Raw genomic sequence first — 23,699 nt, 5'->3', positions numbered from 1 at the left:
CCGTACAGGGCCTACGGCGCGTGCGCGTCGGCGAAGACCAGATAGGCGCCGTACAGCGCGGACAGGACGGCGGCTGTGCTGAGCAGCGCGACGCGGACGCCGCCGGAGCGCACCCGGGCCAGGCATGCCGCCACCGGCAGCAGCAGGGGAAAAGCGGGCAGCAGGAACCGGGCCCGGACGCCGAAGAACGACGAGTCCCCTACGGCGATGGCCAGCAGCACCACGCTGTACACCAGCAGCGGCAGGGGCTGCCGCCGGGCCACCACCACGGCGCCGAGGAACACGGCAGCACACAGGACCAACGTCACGACCACCCAGGTGAGCGGCACCGAGGTGGGATGGAGGCAGGCCCGCCACACCTGACGGACCGTGCTGACGCCCCAGTCGAACCGGGAGTGCCACAGCATCTGGACGGCGAAGTAGCCGTCCCAGCGGCCGAGCCGGTCGCCCACCCACGCGATGAAGCCCAGCCAGCCGAGCGGGGCGATCGCCGCCCCCAGACACGGCCGCCACCGGGCCTCCTCCGGCGCCCGGGCCTCTTCCGCCCACCGGACCTCCTCCGCCCACCGGGCCCCCTCCGCCCACCCGCCCGGCTGCCCGCGCGGCCGTACCACCGTGGCGACCGCGGCCGCGACGATCGCCGCCACCAGGGCCACGGCGGTGGGCCGGGTCAGCCCGGCCAGCGCGCACAGCACACCGGCCCAGATCCAGCGCCGGGTCAGCACCGCGTACAGCGACCAGGAGGCCAGCGCGGTGAACAGCGCCTCCGTGTACGCCATGCTCTCCACCACGGCGTGCGGCAGCACCCCCCAGAGCACCACGGCCAGCACCCCGACGCGCCGGCCGTGGCACCAGGCGGCGACGGCGAAGATCCCCCACGCGGCGGCCAGGGACGCGACCCAGGTGATCAGCAGGGCGGCATGCGTGACGGGCAGCGGCGTCATGGTGTGGACGAGCCGGATCAGCGCCGGGTAGAGCGGGAAGAACGCCAGATTCGAGTAGTCGTTGTCCGTCGGCGCGCCGGTCAGGCCCCCCGCGGCCGGCAGCCCGTGGTCGTACCCGGCCACCGCGATATCGATGTATCGCTGGGCGTCCCACAGCGTCGCCATTCGCTGCGCCGCCGGATGCCCGAGCCGATGCCCCCAGTAGGCGAGTATCGCCACCCCCAGGGTCCGCACCGCGGCGAAGCCCAGCAACGCGGGCGCCGCCTCTCGGGCGGCCGCACGCAATCGGCGAAGTCGGATGGGCACGGTTGCCCCCTCAGGTCATGCCGTCACCGTAGGCATGACCTGGCCGCCGCACGCGCGGGAGTCGGCCATCCGGCTCTACACGCCGCGCCCGGGCTTTTTCGCTGACACACTTCCTCTACGGGCGTAGAGGAGGGAGTGAAGGGCGCCCCCGGCAGGACTCGAACCTGCGGCCAAGTGCTTAGAAGGCACCTGCTCTATCCACTGAGCTACGGGGGCCGGACGCTTGTCACGCAACTGCTGAGCCCCCGGGTGCCTGCGGTTCCGACGGTGCGGGGCCGTGGTGCCGGTGGCCGGGCTCGACGGATCCGTGACCTTGCCGGGGACAAGGATAGGGCTCCCTGCGCCTCGCCCCGGTTGCTTCACCTCCGTGGCACGTTGTGGAGGTTCGGTGAAGCGGTTTGATAATCGCAGGCAGGTGCGAATCCCGCATCGTTTTTCACGCCTCAGAGGGCGGGTGTTGTCTACTCGTTATGCCCGAGCCCCAGTCGCCACGCCCGCCCCTTGCCCAATCTGAGGTAATCCGGGTGGGTCTGTTTGACGCGCACGAATGGGCATACGCTTCAAAAAGAGATCAAAAGCGGGCATTCTTCACCCGTGGCGATCTTGGACGTACGGCCCCGACTGCTCGACGCACTGACCGCACTGCGCGATCGCGTCGATGCCGCACGGTTTCCGCTCCCCCTCCCCGGCGCCGACCGCGCTCGCCGCGGCCGAGCCGAATTGCTCGCCCAACTGGATGACTACCTGGTGCCCCGGCTGCGTGCCCCCCAAGCGCCCTTGCTGGCGGTCATCGGCGGATCCACCGGCGCCGGGAAGTCCACGCTCGTCAACTCGCTGGTCGGCCGCCGCGTCACCGAGGCCGGAGTGCTGCGCCCGACCACGCGCACGCCGGTGCTCGTCTGTCATCCGGAGGACCGCCAGTGGTTCGACGGGCAGCGGGTGCTGCCGCAGCTGACCCGGGTGTGGGTGCCGGCGCAGGGCGAGCGGGCCGACGGCGGGTACGAGGAGGAGGCGTACGAGGGGGCGTACGAAGGCGCGGCATATGAAGCGGCGTCGTGTGAGGGAGCGTTGCGCGAAGGGGCGCCGTACGAGGGGGCCGACAGGGCGGCGTGGACCGCGGGGGCGCTGCGGGTCGAGACCGACCCCGGGCTCGCGCGCGGGCTCGCGCTGCTGGACGCGCCGGACATCGACTCCCTCGTCGCCCGCAACCGCGACCTTGCCGCCGAGCTGATCTGTGCCGCCGACATCTGGGTGCTGGTGACCACCGCCACCCGCTACGCCGACGCGGTGCCCTGGCATCTGCTGCGCACCGCCAAGGAGTACGACGTCACCCTCGTCACCGTGCTGGACCGGGTGCCCCACCAGGTCGCCGCGGAGGTCTCCCACCAGTACGCGGCGCTGCTCGCGGCGGCCGGGCTGGGGGACGTGCCCCGCTTCACCATCCCCGAGCTCCCCGAGTCCGCGGGCGGCGGCAGCGGGCTGCTGCCCGGCACGGCCGTCGCGGCGCTGCGCGACTGGCTCACCCGGCACGCCCAGGACCCCGGCGCCCGCCAGGCCGCGGCCGAGCGGACCGCCGTCGGGGTGATCGCCTCGCTCCGCGCCCGGATGCCCGCGCTGGCCGGGGCGGCGGCCGCCCAGCACGCGGCGGCGGTGCGGCTGGTGCAGCACGTCGGGGGCGCGTACGGGGAGGCGGCCGAGCGGGTGCGGCGCGAGCTGGCCGGCGGGACGGCGCTCGCGGGGGGCGCGCTCACCCACTGGCACGGCCGCCCGTACGACAGCACGCCCGAAGAACTCCTCACCGCCCTCGCCGACTCCCTCGCCACCCTGTTGCGCAGCGCCACGGCCGCCGCCGACGAGCGGGTCGGGGACGTCGGGCGGCGCGAACCCGCCGCGCGCGCCGGGCTCGCGCCGTGCGACGCGCGCGGTGCCGGGGAGCGGATCGGCGTGGCCGTACGGCACTGGCGGCGCTGCATCGAGGAGCTCGCCGAGGAGGAGGTGGCCGCACGGGCCGCCGAGGGCGGCGCCGGCTGCGCCCCGGACGAGGCGGCCGCGCTGCTCGTGGCGTCCCTGATCGGCGGGCGCCGCACCCGTACGGCGGGCGAGCGGCTGGCCGAGACGCTGGGCGCGCACGGGGCGCTGCGCCTGCGCGACCGGGGCCGCCGGCTGCTCGACGAGTGCGTCGGCCGGGTGCTGGCGGCGGAGCGGGACCGGCGGCTTGCCCCGCTCGACGCCCTCGACGTGACCCCGGACCACCAGGTCCGGCTGATCGCCGCGCTGTCCGTACTACAGAAGGAGAGGTGACGGTGGTGACGGCCACTGCGACGTCCGGGCCGGAAGGCGCGCCCTCCCAGGAGAGCGCCGCCAGGCAGACGTGGGACGACGGCCTGATCGCCCGGCGGACGCGGGGCCGGCGGCCCGGAACGCCGGCCGCGGCGGAGCCTGAAGCGGAGGCGGTCGCGCCGGGGCGGGAGGCGGCGTACGGCGGTGGCGGCGCGGCGTACGGCGGGCCTCATGGGCACGGGCCTCATGGCCAAGGGCATGGGCCAGGACACGGCGAGGGGCGGCAGGGCGGGGGATACGGCCAGGGCGGGGCAGGCGGCCTCGGTGGTGGTGGCGGCGCGCGCGAGCCATACGCGCCGGCGTACGAGCCCGGCGGCCGCGGCTTCGTCACCGGCGCTCTGCGGCCGCGCCTGGACGCGCTGCGCGAGCTGGTCGGGCTGTCCCGCACCCGGCTGGACGGGCGCACGCTCGGCGAGGCGGGGCGGGTGCTCGACGAGGCCGTCGCGCGCGGGCGGCATCCGCTCGGACACACCGTCGTGGCCCTCGCCGGGGCCACCGGAAGCGGCAAGTCCACTCTCTTCAACGCCCTGGCCGGGGCGTATGTGTCCGAGGCGGGGATCCGCCGCCCCACGACGGCCGCGCCCCTCGCGTGCGCCTGGACCGACCACGCCGACGGCCTGCTCGACCGGCTGGACATCCCGCACCGGGACCGCCGCCGCCCCGCCTATCCGTACGACCCCACGCTGCGCGGGCTGGTGCTGCTCGATCTGCCCGACCACGACTCGGCGGCGGCGGGACACCGCGAGCGGGTGGACCGGCTGCTCGGGCTGGTCGACGCGGTGGTGTGGGTGGTGGATCCGGAGAAGTACGCGGACGCGGTGCTGCACGAGCGCTATCTGCGGCCGCTGGCCGGATACGCCGAGGTGACCTTTGTGGTGCTCAACCAGGTGGACCGGCTGCCGGGCGACGCCGCCGACCAGGTGCTGGACGATCTGCGGCGGCTGCTGGACGAGGACGGGCTCGCGCTCGGCGAGCACGGGGAGCCGGGGGCGACCGTGCTCGCGCTGTCCGCGCTGACCGGCTCGGGCGTCGGGGAGCTGAGGGAGGCGCTGGGCCGGCTCGCCGCCGACTGCGGGGCGGCGGAGCGGCGGCTGGCGGCGGACGTGGACGGCGCGATGGAGCGGCTGCGTCCGCAGTATGTGGCGGACGGGGCGCCGGTCGGCTTCTCGGCGCGGGCCCGGACGGAGTTCGAGGAGCGGCTGGCGGACGCGGCGGGCGCGGTGGCGGCCGGGCAGGCGGCGGAGCGCGCCTGGCTGCGGGACGCGCGGTGGGCGTGCGGGACACCCTGGGGGCGGCTGAGGCAGCTGAGGCGGGCGGGGGCGATGTGGTCGTGGGAGCGGGACGCGGAGGGGGAGGAGAGCCAGGGCGCGGCCGGAGGACGGTCCGGGGGACGGGCCGGGACCGCGCTGGACATCCCGGGCGCGCGGGCGAAGGCGGCGGCGGTGGCCGCGGTCACCGCCCGGCCCGCGGTGGAGGAGGCGGTACGGAACCTGGCGGACGAGGCGACCGCGGGGCTGCCCGCGCCCTGGGCGCAGGCCGTACGGGAGGCGGCGGCCTGGGGCGGCAAGGGGCTGCCGGACGCGGTGGACGGGGCGGTGGCCGCGACGGCGGAGCGGCGGCTGTCCCGGCCTGTGTGGTGGTCGGTGGCGGCGACGGCGCAGCTCGCGCTGGCGGGGGTGCAACTGCTGGGGTTGGTGGGCCTGGTGGCGGTGGCCGCGGGGGCGCTCGGCGCTCCGGCGTGGTGGGTGGCAGCGCTGCCGGCCGTGGTGGTTGTGGCGGCCGTGGCGTGCGGGCAGGCGCTGGCCTGGGCGTGCGGTCTCGCGGCTCGGGGGCCCGCGCGGCGGTACGGGCTGGCGGCGGAGCGGCGGCTTCGGGAGGCGGCCGCGGAGTGCGGGCGGGCGCGGGTGCTGGAGCCGGTGGCGGCGGAGCTGTCGCGCTACCGGGAGGTGCGCAAGCAGTACGTGATCGCGGCGGGTGGCGTCGCCGCGGGCGGGATCGGTTCAGCCGGCCGGGGGGCCGAGTTGTCCACAACCGGGGAGTAGCCCACAGGCCCCGGCGGACTTCGGCGATCGCGTGCAGCATGAACTCGGAAGGGGACGGACGCGGTGAAGTGAACGGGGAGGCGGCGCGGTTGAACGAGACCTGGCTGACGGTGGTGGGCAATGCCGCGACGCGGCCGGACTATTGGGAGACGGCGGCCGGTGTCGCGGTGGCCCGGTTCCGGCTGGCGGTGACGGCGCGGCGCTGGGAGCGGGCGCGGGAAGCGTGGACGGACGCGTACACGAGCTTCTACACGGTCTGGGCCTGGCGGGGGCTCGCGGCCAATGTGGCGGCGTCGGTCTCGCTCGGCGAACCGCTGGTCGTGCACGGCACGTTGCGGGTGCGGGAGCGGACGGGAGAGCGGCCTCCGGACCAGCGGTCGGACCGGCCGTCGGATCGACTGTCGGATCGACTGTCGGATCGACCGGGGGACGACGGCGGCGGCGGGTCCAGGCGGTGGATCACCGCGGATGTCGACGCGGTGGCGGTCGGACACGACCTGGCGCGGGGCACATCCGCGTTTCGCAGAATCTCGCGGGCTAAACCTCTTTTAAACGCACCGACTGGGGCAACACCCCCGTGATTCCCGGTGATTTGTCGATAAAGCCAGGTCAGGTGGGGTGGTGTGATGAGATAACGATTTCGATTCGGATTGGTTGGCCCTTGGTATTCCTGGGGAACAGGGCGAGGGTTCTCCCTAGGATCCCTGATGCCAACGGGGGCTCCTGAGTTTTGAGTTCGCTGGCGAGGCGCACCCACAGATTGGCGCTCGCCCGGAGGGGAAACCATGATTTCTGTAAAGGGGCGGGGCTCTGCCCGCCTTGCCGCCGCGCTCCTGGCCTCCGGCCTGGTCGCGGCGGGTGCGATAGTCACGGCCGGTACCGCAGTCGCGGACGACGCGCCCCCGAGCCAGGGCGGTGCCACCGCCACGCTGAGCGGTCTCAAGACCTTCGACAAGGCGGTCATCCACGAGGACGGCAAGGACCAGCGGGTCGGCGCCGGTCTGTTCGAGATGGCGGTCGACAACGGCGGCACCATCCAGACGTACTGCATCGACCTCCACAACCCGACGCAGAGCAAGGCGAAGTACGAGGAGAAGCCCTGGAGCGCCACGTCGCTGGCGCACAACACTGAAGCGGGCAAGATCAACTGGGTTCTCCAGAACTCCTACCCGCAGGTCAACGACCTCTCCGCGCTTGCCGCCAAGGCGGGCTCCGGCCCCCTGACGGAGAAGACCGCGGCCGCCGGCACCCAGGTCGCCATCTGGCGCTTCTCGGACGGCGCCGACGTCGACGCGGTCGACCCCGCGGCCCAGAAGCTGGCCGACTACCTCGAGAAGAACGCGCAGAGCCTCGAGGAGCCCAAGGCCTCGCTGACCCTGGACCCGCCCGCGGTCTCCGGCAAGTCCGGTGAGCGCCTGGGCCCGATCAAGGTCCACACCAATGCGGACAGTGTCACGGTCACCCCGGGTGACACCGCCGCCTCCGGCGTCAAGGTCGTCGACAAGGACGGCAAGACGGTCACCAGCGCCGCCGACGGCAGCGAGCTGTACTTCGACGTGCCGGCCGGTGCCGCCGACGGCAGCGCCTCGCTGACCGCCCAGGCCGCCACCAAGGTCCCGGTCGGCCGCGCGTTCGCCAGCGCCACCAAGAGCCAGACCCAGATCCTGGCCGGCTCCAGCGAGTCCACCGTCTCCGCCACCGCCACCGCGGACTGGGCGAAGAAGGGCCCGATCCCGGCGCTGTCCGCCGAGAAGAACTGCGCCAAGGGCGGCGTGGACATCACCGCGACGAACAAGGGCGACGAGGCGTTCACCTTCGAGCTCCTCGGCGAGAAGCACACCATCGAGGCCGGCAAGTCCCAGACCATCACCGCCCCGGTGAAGGAGGACCAGGCCTACAAGTTCACGATCACTGGTCCGAACGGCTTCGAGAAGACCTTCTCCGGCGTGCTGGACTGCAAGACCGCGAGCACCGGCGGCGGCAGCGGTGACAAGACCCCGTCCTCCCAGCCGAGCCCGGCCTCGGCCGGCGGCGGCAGCGCCGACAGCAGCGGCGGCGACCTCGCCGAGACCGGCTCCAGCAGCAACACCCCGATCATCGCCGGCGTCGCCGTGGCGCTCGTCGTGATCGGTGGCGGCGCGGTCTTCTTCGTCCGCAAGAAGAAGGCGGCTCCCGCGGGTGAGTGATCGCTGACCCGAAGTAATCGCTGAAAGGGCCGGGGCCTCGAAAGAGGCTCCGGCCCTTTCGCGTGCGCGGCCGACGAGAGGACGGCATGCGGTTGATATGTGGCCGTTATGTGACCGCCATGCGGCAGGAACGAGGCCGGACCCGGGCAGAGGGGGTAACGGGTTTCCGTCGCACGCTTGGCGTACGGCAAGATGGGGTGTATCTGACGACGCGGCGCAGCCGCGTACCGACCCACGCGGCGACCCACGCGGTGACCCACGTGGCAAGGCCGCACTTAGACCTACGATTGCCGGACGGTTTCTCTTGGCTGAGTACATCTACACCATGCGCAAGACGCGCAAGGCTCACGGCGACAAGGTGATCCTCGACGATGTCACGCTGAGCTTTCTGCCCGGCGCCAAGATCGGCGTCGTGGGTCCCAACGGCGCCGGTAAGTCGACGGTGCTGAAGATCATGGCCGGTCTGGAGCAGCCGTCCAACGGGGACGCCTTCCTCTCGCCCGGATACAGCGTCGGCATCCTGCTCCAGGAGCCCCCGCTGGACGAGACCAAGACCGTGCTGGAGAACGTCCAGGACGGTGTGGCGGAGATCAAGGGGAAGCTGAACCGCTTCAACGAGATCGCCGAGCAGATGGCGACCGACTACTCGGACGCGCTGCTGGAGGAGATGGGCAAGCTCCAGGAGGACCTGGACCACGCCAACGCCTGGGATCTGGACGCCCAGCTGGAGCAGGCGATGGACGCCCTCGGCTGCCCGCCCGGCGACTGGCCGGTCACCAACCTCTCCGGTGGTGAGAAGCGCCGCGTCGCCCTGTGCAAGCTGCTGCTGGAGGCGCCCGACCTGCTGCTGCTCGACGAGCCCACCAACCACCTGGACGCCGAGTCCGTGCAGTGGCTGGAGCAGCACCTCGCCAAGTACGCCGGCACCGTCGTCGCCATCACCCACGACCGGTACTTCCTGGACAACGTCGCCGAGTGGATCCTGGAGCTCGACCGCGGCCGCGCCATCGGCTACCAGGGCAACTACTCCACCTACCTGGAGACCAAGCAGACCCGGCTGAAGGTCGAGGGCCAGAAGGACGCCAAGCGCGCCAAGCGGCTCAAGGAAGAGCTGGAGTGGGTCCGCTCCAACGCCAAGGGCCGCCAGGCCAAGTCCAAGGCGCGACTGGCCCGTTACGAGGAGATGGCCGCCGAGGCGGAGAAGACCCGGAAGCTGGACTTCGAGGAGATCCAGATCCCGCCGGGCCCGCGCCTGGGCAATGTCGTGGTCGAGGTGGAGAACCTCTCCAAGGCGTTCGGCGAGAAGGTCCTCATCGACGACCTCTCCTTCACGCTGCCGCGCAACGGCATCGTCGGCGTCATCGGCCCCAACGGCGCGGGCAAGACCACGCTGTTCAAGATGCTCCAGGGACTTGAGACCCCGGACGCGGGCAACATCAAGGTCGGCGAGACCGTCAAGATCTCCTACGTCGACCAGAGCCGCGCCAACATCGACCCCAAGAAGACGCTGTGGGCCGTCGTCTCGGACGAGCTGGACTACATCAACGTCGGCCAGGTCGAGATGCCCTCCCGCGCGTATGTGTCCGCGTTCGGCTTCAAGGGCCCGGACCAGCAGAAGCCGGCCGGGGTGCTCTCCGGCGGTGAGCGCAACCGCCTGAACCTCGCGCTCACCCTCAAGCAGGGCGGCAACCTGCTGCTCCTCGACGAGCCGACCAACGACCTCGATGTGGAGACCCTCTCCTCGCTGGAGAACGCGCTGCTGGAGTTCCCCGGCTGCGCCGTGGTCGTCTCCCACGACCGCTGGTTCCTCGACCGCGTCGCGACGCACATCCTCGCGTACGAGGGCGAGTCCAAGTGGTTCTGGTTCGAGGGCAACTACGAGTCGTACGAGAAGAACAAGATCGAGCGCCTCGGCCCGGACGCGGCCCGTCCGCACCGCGCCTCGTACAAGAAGCTGACCCGGGGCTGAGCGTGGCCCGTCATATCTACCCCTGCCCCCTGCGCTGGTCCGACATGGACGCGTTCGGCCATGTCAACAACGTGGTCTACCTCCGCTATCTCGAGGAGGCGCGCGTCGACTTCATGTGGCGGCTGGCGCCGGGGGGCGGCAGCCGGGCGTTCACCGGCGGCGTGGTCGTGGCCCGGCACGAGATCAGCTACCTCAAGCCGCTCTTCCACCGGCACGCGCCGGTGACCATCGAGCTGTGGGTGGAGGAGACCGGCGCCGCGTTCATCACGCTCGGGTACGAGGTCAAGGACGAGGACACCGTGTACGCGCGGGCCTCCACCGTGATCGTCCCCTATGACCTGGAGCGCGGCCGTCCGCGCCGCCTCACCTCCGAGGAGGAGGGCTTCCTCGCGAAGTACCGGGAGGACGGCGCGGCAAAGGCCGCCGGTGCCGCCGGTACTGCCGGGGCCGTCGGGCGGGACGAGCAGCCCGAGGGGGCCGTGACCGTATGACGGGGCAGGGGGAGGAGCTGCGCCTCGCCGACCCGGGGGAGGCGGCGGACCTCGCCGCCTTCCTGGCGCGGCTGATCCACTACGACCGCGCCGCGGCGGTGCGGCTACAGGCGGGCGGCGGAGTGCTCGCCGTCTTCGGCCGTCCGCCGTCCTTCGAGGTGCTCGCCATCCGCACGGCGCGCCTCACGGTCGACACCGTGCTGGACACGACGGTCTCGGCCGGGCAGTTCGCGGACGCGCTGGACGCGGGGGCGCGGGGCCTGACGGGCGGCGGCCCGGTACCCGAGGGGCTGGCCGTCGCCGTGCCCGAGGCCGTCACCGGCCCGCCGTGGGCCGGGCTGCTGCCGCCGCGCGGCGGCTGGCGGCGGATGCCCGGGCTGCCGGCCGTGGACGAGGTGCGCGGGGCGGTCACCGCGGCCGTCGCCGAGTTCCGGGCCCGGGACGCGGCGCTGCCCGAGGAGCGGCGCACCCGTGCCGAGCGGGACCGCATCGGCCGCGAGATCTGGTCCCGCACGCTCGGCGAGACCGGCCTCCCGCTGCGCGTCGTCCACGCCGCGCAGTCCCTGGGCTTTCTGCGCCCGGCCCGGACCCCGGTGGCGGTCGCCGCGGCCGTGGCGACCGGCTCATCGGGCGGCGGCGCGACGGCACCCGCCCCCGGGGCCGAGCAGCTCGCGCTGCTCGCCGCGGGCGGCTGGCTGCGGCTGCGCACGCCGTACGGCTCGATAGCGGTGCGCAGGACGGGACTGACCGGGCTCTCGGGCCTGTCGGTGACGCCCACCTGAGCGGGGAATGGCCCGGTGGCTCCACACCTCACCGGGCCATCAGTCCGATCCGCCGGGTCAGCCCGCGGTGTTGACCATGGACGCGGCGGCGTAGGTGAGGTAGTCCCACAGCTGCCGCTCGTGCTCCGGCGCCAGCTCCAGCTCGTCCACGGCGTCACGCATATGACGCAGCCAGGCGTCGTGGGCCGCGCGGTCCACGGTGAAGGGCGCATGCCGCATCCGCAGCCTCGGGTGGCCACGGTTGTCGCTGTAGGTGCGGGGGCCGCCCCAGTACTGCATGAGGAAGAGCCTCAGCCGGTCCTCGGCCGGGCCCAGGTCCTCCTCGGGATACATGGGCCGCAGCAGCGGGTCCTCGGCCACCCCCTGGTAGAAGCGGTGCACCAGGCGCCGGAAGGTCTCCTCGCCGCCGACCTGTTCGTAGAACGTCTGCTCCTGAAGCGTGCCGCCGGAATTCTCTGTCACGCCTCCATGCTCTCAGACGGCCCGACCGACGACTTCGGGCGTAGGGGGTGCCTTGTGGATCAGGCTGGGCTCCCGACGCCTGGCACGCCCATCCGCTGCCTCCGCTTTGCGGCTGGACGCGCCCCCAGCTACCGCTGGGAGGTACCCCCGGACGCCGCTCGCTGATCCAGCCTGACCCACGGCACCCCCTATGTCGCGGCTGGGGCGTGGGCGCAGGACAGTGGAGTCATGGGGAGCGCGCGCACGGGAAGGCGCGGCGCGCAGGGCGCGGACCGGAAGTCCGATCCGTACGCCGCGACGGCCGCGACGCTGCGGGCCGCCCTGGTGAGGGAGATCACCGCGGGCGGCGGGCTGAGCGACCCGGCCTGGCGGGCGGCCTTCGAGGCGGTGCCGCGCCATGTGTTCGTGCCCCACTACTACGAGGCGGGCGGCTACGGCTCGCCCAGCGGGGCGGCGGTCTACGAGCGGCTGGGGCGGCACGACCCCGACCCGGCGCGGCGGGCGCGCTGGCTGGCCGGGGTGTACGCCGATGCGCCCCTGGCCACGCGGGTGCGCGACGGCGAGCTCGTCTCGTCCAGCAGCCAGCCGTCGCTGATGGCGCGGATGCTGGAGGCCCTGGAGGTGCGGGACGGGGACAGCGTGCTGGAGATCGGCACGGGCACCGGCTACAACGCGGCGCTCCTCGCGCACCGGCTCGGCGACGACCGGGTCACGACCGTCGATATCGACCCGGTCATTACCGACACCGCCCGCGAACACCTGGCCACGGCGGGATACCACCCGGCGGTCGTCGTCGGGGACGGGGCGCTCGGCTGCCCCTCTTGTGCCCCCTTCGACCGGATCATCGCCACCTGTGCCGTGGCCACCCTGCCGCCCGCCTGGCTGGGCCAGTGCCGGGCCGGCGCGCTGATCCTCGCGCCGCTCGCCACCGGGCTGGTCGTGCTGCGGGTCGCCGACGCCGGGCACGGGGAGGGGCGCTTCCTGGCCACCCCCGCCTACTTCGTTCCGCTGCGCGGCGCCGAGCCTCCGCCCCCGGTCAGCACGAAGGGCCTGCCGAGCCGGCCGCTGCTGGACGACTCCTTCCGCTTCCTGCTGAACGTCGTCACAGCGCGGATGGACCCGCTGGAGGCCCTGGCGCTGTGGGAGCACGAGGGCCGGCCGGGGCGGGAGCGCTACGGGGTGACGGTGCGCGAGCGGCGGCAGTGGGCGTGGCTGGACGACCCGGAGGGCACCTACGCCTGGACGCTGGGGCCGCTCCATGCCGAACAGGCCCCGTAGGGCGCGGCCCGTGGCGGGCGGCCTGAGCCGACGCCCCGCCACCGGGCGCACGCCCGAGCCGGGTCCTAGGCCCTGTCTCCCCGATCTCTGTGGATCAGCCCGCGGCGTCTGGTGCGTGCGATCGCAAGGCGGAGGGCCGCCCTCGTAGTGGGCCTACTCGGGCGGGCCCGACAAGTAGCGAGCGTGCGTGCCAGGCGTCGCGGGCCCGCAGAGATCGGGGAGACAGGGCCTAGCCCCGGCGCACGGTGATCGTCGTCCAGGCGCCGACGTGGACGCGGTCGCCGTCCTGGAGGGGGATGGGGACATACGGCTGGATCGGGTCCTCGGCGCCGTTGATCGTGGTGCCGTTCGTCGAGTCCTGGTCGACGACCGCCCAGCCGCCGTCCGGCTGCTGGACGAGGACCGCGTGCTGGTGGGAGACCCCGGGGTCCTCCGGCGGGCGCGCCAGGTCGATGTCGGGCGACTCGCCGGTGCTGTGGCGGCGGCGGCCGATGGTGACCTGCTGGCCGGTGAGCGGAAGCTGCTGCTCGGGGGAGTAGGCCGGGAGGTTCAGTCCGGCCGCCTCCGGGCCGCTGCGGTGCATCATCGCCATGAAGTACTCACGGTCGGGGGCGATGACCGCGATCCATCCCGCGGCGCTCTGGGGCACGGGGCCGCCGGGGGCACCGCCCTGGGGCGCGGGGCCGCCCGGCATGCCGCCCTGGGTGAAGTGGGCGGGCGGCCCCTGGTGCGGTCCGGGCGCCGGGGGGCTCGAAAAGTCGCCGCCGCCGTAGGGCGGACCGGGCGGCGCCGGGACCTGATGCGGATGCGGCTGCCCGTACTGGAGCGGGGGCGCGGGGGCGTTCGGCGGCGCGGGTGCGCCCGCGGCGGCGTTCGGCGGCGGAAGCGTCCAGTCGTCGTCGGCGAAGGCCGGGCCGGGGGGCTGGGCCTGCGGCGCCGTGAACCCGTGCGGCGGCGGGGGCTGCGGCGGCTGGAAGCCGCCGGGGCCGGGCGGGGGCGGCGGGGCGTACGAGGTGGCCGACTGGGTCAGAAAGTTGTAGCGGCACTCCTCGCAGAAGGGCGCCTGCGCCTCACGGGGCGTACGGCACTGCGGGCACAGCTCCGCCTGGAAGGTGGCCTCCGGCGGCTGCGGGACCGGCGGCGCGGGGTAGCCGTAGCCCCCGGGCGCGCCCTGGGGCCCCGGACCGCCGGGCCCAGGGATACCGGGCCCAGGGATACCGGGCCCAGGAACACCCGGCGGCGGTCCGCCGGGATAGCCCATGCCGTCCGGGAACCCGGGCGGGCCGGGCATCGGCGGGGGCGGTGGCGGTGGGACGGCGCCCGAGGGCACGGGCGTCCCCGACATCCGGTGGCCACACACCTCGCACCAGTCGTCGGCCGCTGATTGGTGACCGTTAGGGCATGTCGGCATGTCGGTGTTCCCCCTCTTGTGCCGTTCTTGGCGCTTGTTGCCGCTTTACGCGCTTTTCGCGTTACTTCTTGTCACTTTTTGACGCGAACCGTCTTGGTCGAACGCGTTTCGAGAGTCATCTCATCCGCCTCCGCGACCTTCGCTTTCAGTCGCACAGTACCTGTCGCCGCGTCGACGACGTCCACCACCTTCGCAAGCAGTTTCGCCGTGTCTTCGTTCCCCGAGGCGCTGGCCAGCTGGACGGCACGTCCCAGCTTCGCCGTTGCTCCATCCATATCTCCAGCTTTGCGGGCATCCAGCCCCTGCTGGATGGCCTGTGCCAGTTCGGCCTGGCCCGTATAGTGCGCGACCTGCGGATTCATCGCGGTGGAGGCGACCATGTCATCCGTCCAGACGGCCCGCACCAGCCCCTGGGCGAGGGGGGCCGGGAGCCCGCCGTCGGGCTGGGGCAGCACCAGGGAGACCCGGGCGGCCAGCATCTCCTGCCCGACGTCGGCCGCGGGCACCCGCACACACAGGTGATAGTCGCGGGACTCGTCGCCCCACGAGCCCGTCGGATAGTCGCCCGCCCGCGCTCCGGCCTCGGCGCGCCGGTCGGTCAGGTCCTCGACCGTGGGCGCCACCTGCTTGACGAACGCCACCTCGGCGCCCAGCGGGGTCCAGACGCGCAGGCTGACGTCCGCGACCTCCTTGCCCAACGCGTTCTCCATCATGCGGGTGAAGTCCGCGGTCAGCGCGGCCAGATCGGAGGGGTCGGCCACGATATCGGCCGAGCCGAGCAGCGCGGAGGCGACGCCGGTGACCTCCTTGACCTCCCAGTCGGTGCCCACCCCGCGCGCGTCGCAGGTGAAGCGGCCCGCGCAGGCGTCCAGCGCGGCCCGCAGCTCCTCCGGCTTCTCGTGCTCGTTGCGGCCGTCGGTGAGCAGGATGCCGTGCCGGATCGGCACATCGGCCGAGGCCAGCAGCCGGTCGGCGAGGCGCAGCCAGGTGCCGATCGCGGTGCCGCCGTCGGCGCGCAGCCGGCGCAGCGTGTCCTTGGCCCGGGCCCGGGTGGCCGGGTCGGCGATCGCCAGCCGGCCCTCGCCCGGGAACACCTCCTGCGCCTTGTGGGTGCCGGCGACCACGGCGAAGGCGACGCCGTCGCGGACCGTGTCGATCGCGGCGGCGGTCGCGTCCCGCGCGTTGCGCATCTTGGCCGGCGGATAGTCCATGGAGCCGGAGCAGTCGACCATGATGACCACGGCCGCGCCGGGGGACGGGCCGCCGTCCTGGTCCGGGGCCGGGGCGGGCGCCGGGATGGGCATCCCCCCGGTGGTGCCGCCGCCGGTCGAGGTGACCGTGACGATCGCATTCACCTCGCGGCCCTCCTCGGGGAGGTGCTCGTTCTGGAAGACCTCGACCGAGAACCGGGGCACGGTGGACTTGGCGAAATTGGCCATCAGATCGGCTCCTTGGTCAGATCCGCTCCCGAGGGGTGCGTCCGGAGAATCAGCCGGATCCTGCCCTGCCCGGCTCCGCGGGGAACGGCAGGACAGCCACTGTTACGTTGTCGTGGCCCCCGCCCTCCAGGGCGTGACCGACCAGGGCGCGGGCGCTGTGCATCGGCCGGACACGGGCGTCCGGCGGCACCGCGCGGGCCATCTCCTGCGCCGATTCCGCGTAGTTCCACAGCCCGTCGGTGCACACCACCACCACACCGGGCCGGTCCGGTTTGAAGGACGCGGTGTGCGGGTCCAGTTCATAGGCGTCGGCGCCCAGCCAGCCGGTGATGGCGTGGGCCCGCTCGTCCGCGTACGCCTCGGCCTCGGACATCAGCCCCGCGGCCACCATCTGGGCCGCCCAGGAGTCGTCCTCGGTGAGCCGGGCGGGCGGGGCCGAACGGTCGTCGGGCACCCAGTAGACGCGGCTGTCGCCGATCCAGCCGACGGTCAGGATGCCGGTGGTGACCACCGCGCTGACGATGGTGCAGGCCGGCGCGTTCTGCTGGCGCTGGTGGGGCTCGTCGTGCCCCCCGGCCCCACAGGCCTCCGCCGCCAGGGAGTTCACGGCCTCGGCTGCGGCGACGATCGCCTCGTTCATGGCCTGCTGGGGGTGGGCGCCGCGGGGGAGTGCGGCGAGCAGCGACTGACCGGCGGCGTGGGCGGCGGCCGCGGACGCGTCGTCAGGGCGGGTCGCCGAGGAGACCCCGTCGCAGACGACCGCGAGGACGGCCGGTGAGCCGTCGGGCAGCGCGGCGGCGGACACGGCGAACGCGTCCTCGTTGCGGTGGTGGCGCAGGCCGCGGTCGCTGGCCGCCGCGACGCCCGCCAGCTCCCGCTCCATGTGGTCGCGCTCCCGCGGCTGGGCGTGCCCGCAGGAGTCGCAGTATCCGTCCTGGTCGATGGTGCCCTCCCGGCATGCGCCGCACAGGCGGCCGCCGCTGTTCGTGTCGGTGTGTGTGGTGATGTGCGGCGCGCCCGGCGCCCCGGGGGCCGGCCGGCCCCCGAGCGCCGCGGCGGACCGCGGGTCGGCCGCCGCGGCGCTGTCCGGCGCGGCCGGGGTGTCCCAGGCGACCGGGGCGGCCGGAGCCGCCGGGTCGGCCGGGAAGGTCGGGTCGGCCTGGCCGGCCGGGGGAGCCGGGGCGGGGGCCGGCAGCGGATAGTCCTCCGGCTCCTGCCGCCTGGCCCGTGTCGCTCCGTTCACCGGCGGCGGCGCCGGGCGGTCCACGGCCACGGCGGCCTCCGGCGGGGCCGAGGCAACGTCGGCCCCGCACACACCGCAGAAGTTGTCACCCGACTCCAGCGGCTCTTCACAGGTCGGGCAGGCTGCCACCCGGGGCAGCTGCGGCATCTGCGGCATGATCACACCCACGTCCTGGGGCGGAAACGGTTGGCCCGTTCCACCAGTTCGATCCTTTCCTCGCCGCGCTGCGCGAGCCTGGCGAGCACCCGGTACGAGCGTTCCAAACCGAAGCGCAGTCCCCGCTCGTCCAGACTGCTGCCGAGCAGGGACGGCCGGGCGGCACTCGGCGGCGCGCCGCTGCTGCCGGACAGTACCCAATCCAGGGCGCTGCCCAGTACTTCCGTGCACAGCCGCTCATAACGCACCGCGTCGAGGCCCAATTGTCCCAGCCGCTCGACCTGTTGGGCCGAGGCCGTCAGATCGGCCAGCAGCGGCTCGTGCGCGGCCCGCTGCCGCAGCCGGGCCCGCACCGCGGCGACCCGGGCCGCCGTGTAGTGGATGGACGACTCCGGTACGGACTCGAGGGCCGCCACCGCCCCCGCGCGGTCCCCGGCGTACAGCAGCACCCGGGCCAGCCCGAAGGCGGCGCTCACATGGTTCGGGTCGGCCGTCCACACCAGCCGGTAGTACTCCGCCGCGTTGTCCAGCTGGCCGAGCACCTCGGCGCACACGCCGAGCGCCAGCTTCGGCGCGGGCTCACCGGGGAACGCGTCGTAGACGGCGTCGAAGGACAGGGCCGCGGTCTCGTTGTCCCCGGTCGCCAGCGCGTGCAGGCCCCGGTGCCAGACGATCCGCCAGTCGTCGGGATAGCCGGCCTCCAGACCGTCCAGCGCGATTCCGGCCTCGCGCGCGTGTCCCAGCTCCAGCTGGGCGCGGATGCGGCGCAGCCGCAGCTCGAGCGAGTCGGCGGGGGCGGCCCGCAGCGCCGCGTGCAGTTCGGTCGGGGTGGAGGTCAGCAGCCCGGCGAGGAACCCGGCGTTGGCGTCGTCCGGGTCCACCAGCGGCATCGGCACCGCCAGGGCGGTGGCCCGGGCGTCCGGCGGCGCGATCGCGGGCAGCGGCAGCGCGAGCACGCCCTGCGGGCGGGGCGGCTCGACGGCCGCGGAACCCCGGCCGCCGCGGCCCCCGAGCATGGACGGATCCTGGCCCTGCTCGGCGAACAGCTGGGTGTCCACCACCCGCGGCTCGGGCCCGAACAGCGTGGACAGCGCGGGCCGGGGCCGGCCCGTCTGGAGCGCCACGACCTCCCGCAGCACCCCCGTCAGCTGGTCGGCCATCTCCTGCGCGGAGGCGAACCGGCGGTCCGGGTCGGGGTCCGTGGCCCGCACCAGCAGCCGGTAGAACGACTCGTAGCGGCGGAAGACCTCGATGTTCCCCGGGTCGGGCAGGCTGTCCGCGAAGACGTTCGTATAACCCTGGAAGTCGAAGGTCAGCACCGCGAGGGTGCGCGCCACCGTGTACAGATCCGAGGCGACCGACGGGCCCAGCTCCGAGACCTCGGGGGCCTGATAGCCGACCGTGCCGTAGATGGGGCTCTCGTCGTCGTCCATCCGCCGCACCGCGCCCATGTCGATCAGCTTGAGCTGGTCCTGCTGCTGGATGGCGTTGTCGACCTTGAAGTCGCAGTAGAGCAGATTGCGGCTGTGCAGATGGCCCAGGGCCTCCAGGGCCTCGATGCCGTACGCGCACGCCTGCTCGACCGGCAGCGGATCGCGCCTGCCGTCCGGCGCGCGGCGGGCGTTGGCGATGTCCTTCAGCGACTTGCCGCCGACGTACTCCATCACGATGTAGCCGTCGAGGCTGCCGGTGCGCTGGTCGAGGTGTTCGACGAAGTTGTAGATGCGGACGATGTTGGAGTGCTCGATCTCGGCGAGGAACCGGCGCTCCGACACGGCGACGGACAGCGCCTCCTCGTCGCCGGTGTCCAGCAGGCCCTTGAGGACCACCCAGCGGTCGGACACCGCCCGGTCGATGGCCAGATAGATCCAGCCGAGACCGCCGTGTGCCAGACAGCCCGCCACCTCGTACTGGCCGTGCACGATGTCACCCGGGCGCAGCTTGGGCACGAAGGAGTACGGATGGCCGCACTTGGTGCAGAAGCCCTCGGTGCGCCCCGGCCTTTCGCCGCGCGCCCGCCCCACCGGCGCCGCGCAGTCGCTCCGGCTGCAGAACCGCTTGCGCTCGGGCACCTCGGGGTCGGCCAGCACCGCCGTACGAGGGTCGGGGCGCGGCACCTCGGGAACGCTGACCAGGCCCGCGCCCAGGCGGCTGCGCCCGGAGCGGGCCACGGCGGAGGAGCGGGAGCTGCGCACCGACACGGAACGGGACGAGGACCGCCCCGACCCCAGCGACCGCGACAGCCGCCCGGACACCGAGCGCCGGGACGAGGCGGACCGGGACGACGACGGGCGCGAGGAGGCCCGGGAGCCGCTGCCCGACGACCCGCTCACCCCGTCGCCCCGCCTCATGCCGGCGATGCCGGTGGGCGGCGAGCCGACCATGCCGTCACGCGAGACGACCGGGGCCATCCCGCAGGTGTCGCAGTACAGCTGGCCGCTGCCCACGTCCTCGTACGACCCGCCGCACGCGCGCCGCTGACACCTGCCCGCGTTCATAGGACTTCCCCCGTTCTACGATCCCGTGGCCCCGTCTGACGCGGGACCAGGACCTGGGACGCGGCCTGCTGGTAGCGCAGCACCGCCGCTTCGGCGGCGCGCAGATCGCAGGGCGCGCTCCACAGCATCCGGCGCGCCGTGTCGTAACGCTCGATCAGCAGGGGGTCCTCGGCCATGCCGTGGCGGGCGACCTTCGCCTTGTACGCGTCCAGCCTGCCGCGCAGCTCGGCGCGGACGGCCAGCGGCGCGGTCACCGCGGTCAGCGACTCCCGGGCGCGCAGCAGCTCGTCGTCGGCGCGCTCCTCCAGGGACTCCAGCAGCGGGGAGAGCCGGTGCCACTGGGCGCGCCTGCGGTACTCGGCCGCCGTCACCAGCTGCTCCTGAAGCACGGTCGGTGGGCCGCTGACCGCGGGCACCTCGGAGGCCGCGATCTTGGCCAGCACCTCGCCGCGCGCCTGCCGCGCCTCGGCGAGGGTGCGGTCCGCGCGGGAGAGCACATCGCGCAGCCGCATCAGCCGCCGCTCCGCGTCCTGCCGCACATCGAGGACCGCCTCGATCTCGCGCCGCACATCCTCCAGGGCGCGGGCCGCGGCGTCGTAACGGGTGGTGTCGGGGCGGCCGCCGCCGGGCGCGGAACTCGGCGACGCACCGGACCAGAAGGCGAGCGGGTCGGAGACGACCTCGGCGCGCAGCGAGGTCAGCTCCGCGGTGATCCGCTCCAGATCGTCGCCGGAGGGGTGCTCGCCGGGGCGCACCCCGACGGAGTGGGCGAGGGAGCGAGTGCGCCGCAGCTCGGCGGAGAGCATGTCGATACGGGCGGGCAGCGCGGACCACACGGCGTCGGCCGTGACGATGACATCGAGAGCCTCGGCGTACCAGCGGTTCATCCGGTCGACCAGCGCCTCGACCGTCAGCTGCTCGCTGAGCAGCGGGGCTCCGCTGAGCGAGGCGCTGCTGGGCAGCGTGATACCAGGGCCGCGCAGCAGCTCGGTGAGCTCGGCCAACTCGCCGGGCGTGGACCAGCGGTGGCGGGAGCGCACCTCACGGGCGGTGTGCAGCGCGTCCGTATAGGCGTCGAAGTACGTCCACAGCAGGGAGATGGCCTGCTCGGTGGTGGCCCACCGGTCCTTGGTGACGCCCGTCAGCTCGGCGCCTTCGAGGAGTCTGCGGCCGGCGTGGTCCTGGAGGGCGAGCAGCGAGGACTCGATCGCCTCGTGTTCGGCGCCGAGTCTCGCCAGCACGCGGTCCACCTCCTCGCGGCCCATGACCGGCTTGTCGGGTTCCCCCGTGGAGCTGGGGAAGGGTCCCGTGCCCCCCATCGATCACCTCTCCGTGTCCGTGCTGTGTGATCCGCGTGATCCGTATTCGCTCATCCCTGCTGCGTGCACTTACTGCGTGCATCCCTACCGCGCGCGGACCGGCCGCTAATCCTTGGCCGCTCATCCTTCGCGGGTTAATCCCTGTAGGCGGGCGCCGGTGCCGCCGGATTCTCCTCCGTTCTGCCGAGATCTTCCGCGAGCCACTTGCGGTAGGCCCGCATCCAGGGGCTGCCGGAACCGCCGGAGCGGTACTCCTCCAGCACCTTGTTGACCCGGCGTACCAGGTCCTTGTCGTCCTTGTTCATCGCCACGCCGTAGAACTCCTCGGTGAACGGCTTGCCGACGAGCTTGACGGACGGGTCCTGGGCCGCCTGCCCGGCCGCCAGGGCGTTGTCCGTGATCACGGCGTCGACCTGGCCCAGCTGTAGCCTGACCAGGCAGTCCAGCTGATTGGGCACCGGTGCGACCTTGATCGCGCCCAGGTCCTTCGCGCCGCCCTTCTCCTGGTCCAGCTCGGCCTCGGCGGTGGAACCCTGCGCCGTGCAGACCTTCTTGCCGCGCAGCGAGGTGTTGTACCCGGTGACGGACGAGCCCTTGGGGACCAGCACCTGCTGCCCCGCCTTGAAGTAGGCGGTGGAGAACGCGACGTCCTTGAGGCGGGCGCAGTTGATGGTCATGGTGCGGACGACGATGTCCACCTTGCCCTGCTGGAGGGCGTTGACCCGCTGGCTGGTGGGGATGGCGCGGTAGATGACCGCGTCAGGGTCGCCGAAGATGTCCTTGGCGATGGCGCGCACCAGGTCGATGTCGAAGCCGGTGAGGTCGCCGGTGGCCGGGTCGCGATAGCCCCAGCGGTAGCTGTTCTGGTCGACCCCGGCGATCAGCTTGCCCAGCTTGCGGCCCTCGACCTCGCGGTTCTTGATGCGCTCTATGGCCGGGCCGCTCGCGCTCGACGGTCGCAGGCTCGCCTCCGGCCGGACGCACTTCTCCGGGGCGGCGGCCGTCGTCCCCACGGACCGCGGGTGCGCCTGCCCCTCGCCGAGCCCGCTCCCGGCCCCGCCGCCCTGATCGTCCAGCGCCGTGGGCACGAAGATCGCCGTGGCCACCCCCAGGGCGCACACGGCCACCGCGGTGCCCGATCGCACTGATCGCATCCTCACGCCCCCCGTCGCCCTCACCGGTACTCCGACAGCCGGCGGCCTATGCCCATCAGCGCCGCGGCCGCCCCCAACAGGGCCAGCGCGCCGGCTCCTGGCGCCAGCCCGGTCAGCGCGCCGCGCCCGTCGTCCGCCGCCCGCTTGAACTCCAACTGCTCGTGCTCCAGGGCCTTCGCCAGCAGCGCGTCGACCTGGTCGAAGGACTCGCCCGTGCTGCCCTTGCCGCCGATGACCTTCGCCCGCGCGTCGTTGTAGTTCCCCGCGTCGTCGGCGGCGCGGGCGACCTTGTGGCGCGCCTGCCACTCCCGTACGCGGGTGATGGCCTCGTTCACCGGGGCGCGGCCCGCGTCGTCGTCCGCGAGGTCCCGGGCCCGGGCCAGCAGGCTGCCGGGGGCGGCCCCGGCCTTGCCGCCCGCGTCGCTTCCGGTGTCGGCGCCGTCGTCGCCTATGAGGCCGGACATCTGCTCGGCGTAGCCCACCTCATAGGCGTCCTTGCCCTGGTTCTCGCCTTCCTTGTCGACGACGACCGCCCCGCGCGCGACCAGCGTCAGGTTCTCGTCGCCACGGGCGCGCAGCGAGTCGATGCGGGCCTCGTTGAGCACATGCAGGGACTTGGCCCCGTGCTCGTCGGAGTCGTTCAGCGCGGCGCGGGCGAGGCCGTGGCCGGCCGCCAGCCACAGCAGCACCACCGCCGAGGCGGCGGCCGAGGCCAGCAGCCCCCGGTTGAACACCCGGTTGGTGCGCAGGAAGTCGCGGCGCTGGGCCCAGCCCAGAGCGGCCAGCGCGACGACGCCGGTGCCGATCGCCGCCCACGGCCAGGATTTCGCCGCCTCGTAGTCCTCGCCGAGCCGCGCGGTCTCGGCCTGGTACAGCCGCCCCGCGGCCGGCAGCAGCTTGCCCCGCATCGTGTCGTTGGCGTACCGCAGATACGCCCCGCCCAGCGGCAGCCCCTGGCGGTTGTTGGCGCGCGCGGCTTCGACCAGGCCCGTGTAGACCGGGAGGAGTTCGTTGATCCGGCGTATCTCCTCGCGGGCGGTGGCCGAGCCTTCCGTGTTGGCCGCGGCCCGCACCAGCAGCTTGGACGCCCGGTCGATGTCCTCCTCGTACCGCCGGCGCACCTTGGCCGGCTCCTGCCCGCCGGCCAGGAAGGCGCTCGCCGCGGTGGTGTCGGCGTCGGCGAGGGAGCGGTAGATGTTCGCCGCGTCGGCGCTCAGCGGCTGGCTGTGCTCGGCCACCGCGTCGGCCGCGGTCTGCCGGTCGGAGACCTGCCAGGCCGTCACCGCCCCGAAGGCCACCACCAACGCCGCGAGCACGGCTCCGATCACGCGCAGCCTGCCCGGCTCGGTCGTCGCCGCGGCCCGGGCCCGCTCGACGCCCTCCCGCCATGCGGCCCGCCGCGGGCCCGCGGATGCGGCCGCGCCGGTGGTCGGCGGGTATGCCACGAGACCTCCCCCTCGGTCCTGACCCCTCAGTCACTGTCGGCGGCCCGTCGCCCGGTGCGGCGGGGGACAGGTATCCGGGCAGCAGTATGGACGCAGCCGCAGGCGAGCACACCTGTCGTGCCCGGATCTTGGCCCGATCGCGATCTTCGCCTCGGGGTCGTCGGTCCCGGGGTGTCCGCGTCGTCCTCCTTCTCCCAACTTCTCATACGCTTCTCAGCGCGTTTCGGTTCCCAA

At 73.5% G+C, this 23,699-nt stretch carries 17 protein-coding genes and 1 tRNA gene; 8 read left to right on the top strand and 10 right to left on the bottom strand.

Annotation, left to right across the window (positions count from 1 at the left end; all coding sequences use genetic code 11):
- Positions 1–11: 11 nt before the first annotated feature.
- Both ACZ4WQ_RS05615 and ACZ4WQ_RS05610 read right to left on the bottom strand, forming a co-directional pair.
- Positions 12–1,250 (bottom strand): glycosyltransferase family 39 protein, encoded by a 1,239-nt coding sequence (locus ACZ4WQ_RS05615; protein WP_398369302.1) that lies wholly within the window; start codon positions 1,248–1,250, stop codon positions 12–14.
- 143 nt (positions 1,251–1,393) lie between these two features.
- Positions 1,394–1,466 (bottom strand) — tRNA-Arg (locus tag ACZ4WQ_RS05610).
- 387 nt (positions 1,467–1,853) lie between these two features.
- Between ACZ4WQ_RS05610 and ACZ4WQ_RS05605 the strand changes: the two genes are divergently transcribed.
- The 7 genes from ACZ4WQ_RS05605 (at position 1,854) to ACZ4WQ_RS05575 (ending at position 11,060) form a co-directional block, all read left to right on the top strand.
- Positions 1,854–3,551, top strand: a complete 1,698-nt coding sequence (locus ACZ4WQ_RS05605) for a dynamin family protein (RefSeq protein WP_385340849.1) — start codon at positions 1,854–1,856, stop codon at positions 3,549–3,551.
- A complete protein-coding gene (locus tag ACZ4WQ_RS05600) occupies positions 3,548–5,632 on the top strand; it encodes a GTPase (protein WP_398369304.1) in 2,085 nt (694 codons plus the stop codon). The genes ACZ4WQ_RS05605 and ACZ4WQ_RS05600 overlap by 4 nt, the downstream gene beginning before the upstream one ends.
- A gap of 89 nt (positions 5,633–5,721) precedes the next feature.
- A complete protein-coding gene (locus tag ACZ4WQ_RS05595; RefSeq protein ID WP_398370493.1) occupies positions 5,722–6,213 on the top strand; it encodes a single-stranded DNA-binding protein in 492 nt (163 codons plus the stop codon).
- A gap of 204 nt (positions 6,214–6,417) precedes the next feature.
- Positions 6,418–7,818, top strand: a complete 1,401-nt coding sequence (locus ACZ4WQ_RS05590; RefSeq protein ID WP_311722386.1) for a Cys-Gln thioester bond-forming surface protein — start codon at positions 6,418–6,420, stop codon at positions 7,816–7,818.
- A gap of 304 nt (positions 7,819–8,122) precedes the next feature.
- Complete coding sequence (ettA, locus tag ACZ4WQ_RS05585; RefSeq protein ID WP_311722387.1) at positions 8,123–9,787, top strand: energy-dependent translational throttle protein EttA; 1,665 nt, start codon at positions 8,123–8,125, stop codon at positions 9,785–9,787.
- A gap of 2 nt (positions 9,788–9,789) precedes the next feature.
- Positions 9,790–10,278 (top strand): acyl-CoA thioesterase, encoded by a 489-nt coding sequence (locus tag ACZ4WQ_RS05580; RefSeq protein ID WP_358846479.1) that lies wholly within the window; start codon positions 9,790–9,792, stop codon positions 10,276–10,278.
- Entirely contained in the window at positions 10,275–11,060 is a 786-nt protein-coding gene (locus tag ACZ4WQ_RS05575; protein WP_358846478.1) for a DUF8185 domain-containing protein, read from the top strand. Before ACZ4WQ_RS05580 ends, ACZ4WQ_RS05575 begins: the two co-directional genes overlap by 4 nt.
- A gap of 57 nt (positions 11,061–11,117) precedes the next feature.
- Here ACZ4WQ_RS05575 and ACZ4WQ_RS05570 read toward each other — a convergent pair whose 3' ends face one another.
- Entirely contained in the window at positions 11,118–11,522 is a 405-nt protein-coding gene (locus tag ACZ4WQ_RS05570; protein WP_358846477.1) for a globin, read from the bottom strand.
- 228 nt (positions 11,523–11,750) lie between these two features.
- On the opposite strand from ACZ4WQ_RS05570, the gene ACZ4WQ_RS05565 reads away from it, so the two are divergent.
- Positions 11,751–12,800 carry a methyltransferase domain-containing protein gene (locus ACZ4WQ_RS05565; protein WP_385340817.1) on the top strand — a complete coding sequence of 350 codons (1,050 nt, stop codon included), beginning with the start codon at positions 11,751–11,753 and terminating at the stop codon, positions 12,798–12,800.
- A 229-nt stretch (positions 12,801–13,029) separates the two neighbouring features.
- Here ACZ4WQ_RS05565 and ACZ4WQ_RS05560 read toward each other — a convergent pair whose 3' ends face one another.
- From ACZ4WQ_RS05560 to ACZ4WQ_RS05530, 7 genes are all read right to left on the bottom strand, one after another.
- Positions 13,030–14,211 (bottom strand): FHA domain-containing protein, encoded by a 1,182-nt coding sequence (locus tag ACZ4WQ_RS05560; protein ID WP_398369309.1) that lies wholly within the window; start codon positions 14,209–14,211, stop codon positions 13,030–13,032.
- A 71-nt stretch (positions 14,212–14,282) separates the two neighbouring features.
- Entirely contained in the window at positions 14,283–15,650 is a 1,368-nt protein-coding gene (locus ACZ4WQ_RS05555; protein ID WP_398369311.1) for a vWA domain-containing protein, read from the bottom strand.
- 49 nt (positions 15,651–15,699) lie between these two features.
- Positions 15,700–17,049: a PP2C family protein-serine/threonine phosphatase gene (locus tag ACZ4WQ_RS05550; protein ID WP_398369313.1), complete on the bottom strand. Its 1,350-nt coding sequence runs from the start codon at positions 17,047–17,049 to the stop codon at positions 15,700–15,702.
- Between the two features lie 2 nt (positions 17,050–17,051).
- A complete protein-coding gene (locus tag ACZ4WQ_RS05545) occupies positions 17,052–19,547 on the bottom strand; it encodes a serine/threonine-protein kinase (RefSeq protein WP_398369315.1) in 2,496 nt (831 codons plus the stop codon).
- Positions 19,544–20,866 carry a hypothetical protein gene (locus ACZ4WQ_RS05540; protein ID WP_398369317.1) on the bottom strand — a complete coding sequence of 441 codons (1,323 nt, stop codon included), beginning with the start codon at positions 20,864–20,866 and terminating at the stop codon, positions 19,544–19,546. Before ACZ4WQ_RS05540 ends, ACZ4WQ_RS05545 begins: the two co-directional genes overlap by 4 nt.
- 134 nt (positions 20,867–21,000) lie before the next feature.
- A complete protein-coding gene (locus ACZ4WQ_RS05535; RefSeq protein ID WP_358846472.1) occupies positions 21,001–22,020 on the bottom strand; it encodes a glutamate ABC transporter substrate-binding protein in 1,020 nt (339 codons plus the stop codon).
- Between the two features lie 20 nt (positions 22,021–22,040).
- Complete coding sequence (locus tag ACZ4WQ_RS05530; RefSeq protein ID WP_398369320.1) at positions 22,041–23,465, bottom strand: hypothetical protein; 1,425 nt, start codon at positions 23,463–23,465, stop codon at positions 22,041–22,043.
- Between the last annotated feature and the right edge of the window lie 234 nt (positions 23,466–23,699).

The sequence above is a fragment of the Streptomyces sp. NPDC028305 genome (genome assembly GCF_055569495.1).
The sequence above is the reverse complement of the archived record's forward strand: the minus strand, read 5'-3'. Positions and strand labels throughout refer to the sequence as shown.

Excerpts from the sequence above, each read along its gene's own strand:
- ACZ4WQ_RS05555 (WP_398369311.1), bottom strand. The coding sequence starts at position 15,650 with ATGGCCAATTTCGCCAAGTCCACCGTGCCCCGGTTCTCGGTCGAGGTC.
- ACZ4WQ_RS05545 (WP_398369315.1), bottom strand. The coding sequence starts at position 19,547 with ATGAACGCGGGCAGGTGTCAGCGGCGCGCGTGCGGCGGGTCGTACGAG.
- ACZ4WQ_RS05590 (WP_311722386.1), top strand. The coding sequence starts at position 6,418 with ATGATTTCTGTAAAGGGGCGGGGCTCTGCCCGCCTTGCCGCCGCGCTC.
- ACZ4WQ_RS05575 (WP_358846478.1), top strand. The coding sequence starts at position 10,275 with ATGACGGGGCAGGGGGAGGAGCTGCGCCTCGCCGACCCGGGGGAGGCG.
- ACZ4WQ_RS05550 (WP_398369313.1), bottom strand. The coding sequence starts at position 17,049 with ATGCCGCAGATGCCGCAGCTGCCCCGGGTGGCAGCCTGCCCGACCTGT.
- ACZ4WQ_RS05535 (WP_358846472.1), bottom strand. The coding sequence starts at position 22,020 with ATGCGATCAGTGCGATCGGGCACCGCGGTGGCCGTGTGCGCCCTGGGG.
- ACZ4WQ_RS05560 (WP_398369309.1), bottom strand. The coding sequence starts at position 14,211 with ATGCCGACATGCCCTAACGGTCACCAATCAGCGGCCGACGACTGGTGC.
- ACZ4WQ_RS05565 (WP_385340817.1), top strand. The coding sequence starts at position 11,751 with ATGGGGAGCGCGCGCACGGGAAGGCGCGGCGCGCAGGGCGCGGACCGG.
- ACZ4WQ_RS05540 (WP_398369317.1), bottom strand. The coding sequence starts at position 20,866 with ATGGGGGGCACGGGACCCTTCCCCAGCTCCACGGGGGAACCCGACAAG.